2 protein-coding genes are annotated in these 2,646 nt (G+C 43.7%); both read left to right on the plus strand.

Annotation, left to right across the window (positions count from 1 at the left end; all coding sequences use genetic code 11):
• Positions 1 to 113: 113 nt before the first annotated feature.
• Positions 114 to 1,778 (plus strand): ATP-binding protein, encoded by a 1,665-nt coding sequence (locus VN379_RS04595; RefSeq protein WP_325531265.1) that lies wholly within the window; start codon positions 114 to 116, stop codon positions 1,776 to 1,778.
• A 36-nt stretch (positions 1,779 to 1,814) separates the two neighbouring features.
• Positions 1,815 to 2,510, plus strand: coding sequence for a response regulator transcription factor (locus VN379_RS04600; protein ID WP_325531267.1), 696 nt, complete (start codon positions 1,815 to 1,817; stop codon positions 2,508 to 2,510).
• Positions 2,511 to 2,646 lie beyond the last annotated feature (136 nt).

Raw genomic sequence — 2,646 nt, forward strand, 5'->3', positions numbered from 1 at the left:
TATTAAGGCTCTGCTAAGATATGGGCATTATAACAGACTAGCTTTTTCCGGCAGAATTCCGGAAAAAGCTTTTTATCTATTTGTCCATAACGAATTACCAAAGGTGGCAGACAATGCTTAACCGTATGCGTCTTAATACCCAGATCATGTGGCTACTTACTACAACTATATCTGTATTGATGCTGCTTTATCTCGGATGGGATAGTCACATCCTACGCAAGCAGGCTTTAGAGGATTTGCACAAAAGTACTGCCGTTCTTGCAAATCAATTATTATACACACGTATTTTTATCGCTCAAAAGCAGGACTTAATCAACAAAGACGGTGATGGTTCCATTCATTTCAAGAATTTTAACCCCTCTGTTGCAATCCGGGGCATCTCAGAGCTATTTAATGGTACGATGGGGTACACATTTAAGCAAACCGGCCTAAAAGTCCGGAATCCTGAAAATTCGCCTGATCTGTTTGAAATCGAAATGCTGCAAAAGCTGGCCGGTGACAGAGATCTTAATGAAGAGTGGGCAGTAGATACGATAAATGATCGGAAGGTTTTCCGTTATATGCTGCCCCTGTATTATGAGCGGGACTGCTTAACCTGTCATGGTGAGCCTGCAGGAAAACTAGATATTGCCGGTTATCCAAAAGAGGGCTCTAAACTCGGGGATTTCGCCGGTGCAATCAGCATAATCGCTCCGATGGACCAAATGGAACAAAATATTCACAACATGCTTGTCGGCCGTTTGCTTGCAGTCTTCACCCTCTGGCTGACGCTGACGGCCCTGATCTATCTTATAATCCGGAAGAGGTTCGTTCAGCCGCTGGAACACATGACAGGCCTTGCGCAAAGAATTGGCAGCGGCAACTTAGAAATGCGCGATGTGCCCGCAATGGCGAACTTCGAGATTCAGACTCTCTATGATAGCTTTCACGCCATGGCTGAGAACCTGAAGGAACTACATGATAACCTGGAATCAAAAGTAAGCGAAAGAACAAATGAGTTAGCAGCCGCGTATCAAACACTGCAAAGGCATCAGCAAGAGTTACAAAAAATCAATAAAAAACTGGCCGAAGCCAGTGAGGTTAAATCTGAATTTATTGCTACCATGAGCCACGAACTGCAAACCCCGCTTACGTCAATGATTGCTTATGCCGAGGTAATCCTGGAATATGGAACAGAAAAAGAAGAAGTAACCGAATATGTATATGATATTTACCAAAGCGCCCACCACCTGCTGGATTTAATTAGAGACATACTGGAGCTGTCTAAAATCGAAAAAGGCAAGATGCAGCTTCACCTTACTGTTTTTGAAATCGCCGAAATCACTGCAGTATTAGAACGGATTCTTTCACCTTTAATTAACAGAAACGGTCTAACTTGCAGTATTGAAATACCTGAGGAACTCCCGGCAATACAGGCTGACAAGAATAAGGTAAAGCAGATTTTAATGAACTTACTGTCAAATGCGATTAAGTTTACGCCGGCTGGCGGCAGCGTACATGTAAAAGTTATGTACCTGGATGATGAACATACAATCCTGGTATCGGTGCAAGATACGGGAAAAGGCATGTCCCAAAATGATATTTCACTCATTTTCGGCAAATTTATTCAATTAGATTCAGGAATAACCAAGGAGTACGGGGGAACAGGCTTAGGCCTGGCCATCACCAAACACCTGATAGAGCTTCATGGGGGAACGATTTGGGTGGAGAGCACCACCGGCTCAGGCAGCACCTTTTATTTTAAGCTCCCAATTTACCAGGTACCTTCTACAGTTTAACGTAGTTATCTTATCCAATAGAAAGGGGGGATCATTGTGCCTAAGATATTAGTTGTAGACGACGAGCCAAAGATCCTGAGGATTATAGAACACTGCCTGTCGCGGGAAGGGTATGAGGTTTCGACTGCCATAGACGGCCAGCAAGCCCTTGAGCAGTTCCAACGCCAGGACTATGATCTTGTTGTCCTCGACCTTGCCCTGCCTAAAGTCGACGGCTTTCAGGTATGCCGCACAATTAGGGAAACCTCCTCTGTACCCATCATCATCCTGTCGGTTAGAAACCAGGAGCTGGACAAGATTCTCGGGTTCAACCTTGGAGTTGACGACTATTTAACCAAACCCTTCAGCCCGGTTGAACTCTGTTTAAGGGTAAAAGCAGTCCTCCGTCGTACCAAAATCGAGCATAAGGTGGTAAACAACGAGGGATTGATCTATTGCCACAATGGATTATCCATCAACCCTTCTTCCCGGGAGGTTTTATTGGATGATCAGCCTATTGAGTTGACAGCAAAAGAGTTTGACATCTTATGGTTTATGGTGAAACACCCCAATAAGGTTTTTACCCGCAAGCAGCTGCTCTATCAAATATGGCAGAACGACTACATTGGCAACGAGGATACCGTCACTGTCCTAATCAGCAGATTGCGGGAAAAAATTAAACGCGATGATTCTCCAATCTCCTTTATTCAAACATTACGGGGCGTAGGTTACAAATTTGCGTTGTATGAATAAATAATTGTTCATTAATCTTCGATATTCATTTTACCAAGTGTATCTTGTCCCCAGACCTTAAAAAATATCTTGCCATTTTCTCTAAAGCCATGGGCAAGCTCGCAATGCCTTAAGACTGCAAAGGTTTTATCCTGTC

Origin of the sequence: Sporomusa sp. (assembly GCF_035561255.1) — a bacterium.
Classification (GTDB): Bacteria; Bacillota; Negativicutes; order Sporomusales; family Sporomusaceae; genus Sporomusa.

What these genes read in the sequence shown, in the direction of transcription:
- VN379_RS04595 (WP_325531265.1), top strand. Translation starts at nt 114, where the DNA reads ATGCTTAACCGTATGCGTCTTAATACCCAGATCATGTGGCTACTTACT.